Below are 2,075 nucleotides of genomic sequence, written 5' to 3'. Positions count from 1 at the left end.
GTCACTTCACCGTCTACCTGATCAACCGCAAGCCCGGCCTGCAACCCGGCGCCACCATGGCCGACCTGGCCGGCCACTACGCCCACGCCCTGGAACGGACCTTCGCCGGGCCGGTCGCCATCATGGGCATCTCCACCGGCGGCTCGATCGCCCAACAGCTCGCCATCGACCACCCCCAGCTGGTGGACCGGCTGGTGCTGGTCGCCACCGCCTGCCGGCTGGGGCCGGCTGGGCGGCGGATGCAGCGCGACCTGGCCCGGTTCACCATGGCCGGCCGGCCACGGCGCGCCTGGGCGGCGACCGGTCCGGAGCCATGGCCGAGGTGAAGATCCGCACCCCGCGCGGGGAGCTGCCGACCTATGTGGCCACCCCAGCCCGCGAGGGGCCGTGGCCGGGCGTGGTCGTCATCCACGACTTCGGCGGGATGAGCCAGGATCTGCGCCACCAGGCGGACTGGCTGGCGCAGGAGGGCTATCTGGCCGCCGCCCCCGACCTGTACTGGTGGGGCAGCATGCTGCGCTGCCTGCGGACCATCATCCGCGAGCTGGGCACCCGCCAGGGCCGCACCTTCGACGACATCGAAGCCGCCCGGGCCTGGCTGGCCGACCAGGACCAGTGCACCGGCCGCATCGGCGTCATCGGGTTCTGCATGGGTGGCGGCTATGCCCTGGCCCCGGGCCGCGGCTTTGCCGCGTCCAGCAGCAACTACGGCGGTTGTCCCAAGGATGCCGAGCGGCTGTTGGCCGGGGCGTGTCCGATCGTGGCCAGCTATGGTGGCAAGGACCGCTCCCCGATGGGGTATCGGGCCGCCGCCCGGCTGGAACAAGCCCTCACCACTAACGGCATCGATCACGACATCAAGGTCTATCCCGAGGCCAGTCATGGGTTCCTCAACGACCACCCACCCGCCGACATGACCCCGCTGACGGTGCTGTTGAGTAGGCTGTCGGGGGCCCGCTACCACGGGCCGTCGGCCCAGGACGCCCGCCGCCGCATCGGCGCATTCTTCGACAGGCACCTGAAGCGGTGAACCGCAGATCGTGAAGGCATGAGGCCTTGCCATAGAGCCCGCCGCCGCCGCAGCCAGGTCACCAGGGGAGCGAAGCGTCAACGGACCCAGCTCGCGAGATCAACGATCACGGTGAGGTGGTTGTCCTCGCTGGCGGGGCCGGAGGGCCCGTCGGGGTAGGACCGTTTGGCCCTGCTCTGGCATGAGTGTCCGAACGAAGCTGACGGTGGAGCCCTGGTTCATGGGACCGGTGAGGAGCGATGCCACCACCGATCGAGCGGCGCAGGCACAAGTCGGCAGCGTTCGAGCCTTCAGAGACTGAACTGGCGAGGCCGGGCACCGCCGGTGTGGTGACGGGCTTGCCGTTGGCGCTGCTGCGAAGCGAGGGCGTGGCGCTGTTGGCCGTGGCGATAGTGCTATACGGCAAGTACGGACGGTCGTGGTGGCTGTTCCTGGTGCTGCTGCCAATCCCCGACCTTGGCCTCCTCGGCCAGCTGCGAAGCAAGCACGTCGGCGCCGTGGCCTACGACCTGATCCACACCTACGCGCCCCCGGCCGCCCTGGGGCTGGTCGGAGTCCTCACCGGGTCTGGTCTTGCCGTGGCGCTGGCGCTGGTGTGGTTCGCGCACATCGGCATGGACCGCGCGCTGGGCCTGGGGCTCCTGTATCCGGACGGCTCCGGCCACACCCATATCAGGGAGACACCGCGGGATCCGAAGGCCAGCTCGGGGGGTGGCTTGTGGACCGCTTGACCGCCCAGGACCTCCTGCTGTTGTGGCCCGAGGAGCTCGGCTGGTCCCAGGACATCGGCGCCCTGGCCATCCTCGACGGCACCGGCCTGCTGGACCCCGAGGGCCGGTTCCGGATCGAGACGGCCCGCGAGGAGATCGGTCGGCGGCTGCATCTTGCTCCGCGCTTCCGGCAGCTGCTGTACCGACCCCGGTTCGGGCTGGGCTGGCCGCTGTGGATCGACGCCGCCTCCATCGACCTCGCCGAGCACGTCCGGGAGCTGCCGCTTCCAGCTCCGGCCGACGAGTCGCAGCTGCTGGCGGCCTGCGAGGAGCTG

The 2,075-nt window shown here is 70.6% G+C and carries 4 protein-coding genes; all 4 read left to right on the top strand.

Annotated elements, in window-relative coordinates; genetic code table 11:
- The coding region (locus tag VF468_01060; protein ID HEX5876912.1) for an alpha/beta fold hydrolase at positions 1-326 on the top strand (326 nt) is incomplete at its 5' end.
- Positions 314-1,030 (top strand): dienelactone hydrolase family protein, encoded by a 717-nt coding sequence (locus tag VF468_01055; GenBank protein HEX5876911.1) that lies wholly within the window; start codon positions 314-316, stop codon positions 1,028-1,030. The genes VF468_01060 and VF468_01055, both read left to right, overlap by 13 nt.
- A 239-nt stretch (positions 1,031-1,269) precedes the next feature.
- Entirely contained in the window at positions 1,270-1,761 is a 492-nt protein-coding gene (locus VF468_01050; GenBank protein ID HEX5876910.1) for a DUF4260 domain-containing protein, read from the top strand.
- A partial coding sequence (locus tag VF468_01045) for a wax ester/triacylglycerol synthase domain-containing protein (GenBank protein ID HEX5876909.1) occupies positions 1,758-2,075 on the top strand: 318 nt, incomplete at its 3' end. The genes VF468_01050 and VF468_01045, both read left to right, overlap by 4 nt.

Source organism: Actinomycetota bacterium, assembly GCA_036280995.1.
Lineage (GTDB): Bacteria > Actinomycetota > CALGFH01 > CALGFH01 > CALGFH01 > CALGFH01.
This window is presented reverse-complemented; position numbering and strand designations above follow the sequence as displayed.

Bases quoted from the DNA above. Each gene is read 5' to 3' on its own strand.
- VF468_01055 (HEX5876911.1), top strand. From the start codon at position 314: ATGGCCGAGGTGAAGATCCGCACCCCGCGCGGGGAGCTGCCGACCTAT.
- VF468_01050 (HEX5876910.1), top strand. From the start codon at position 1,270: ATGCCACCACCGATCGAGCGGCGCAGGCACAAGTCGGCAGCGTTCGAG.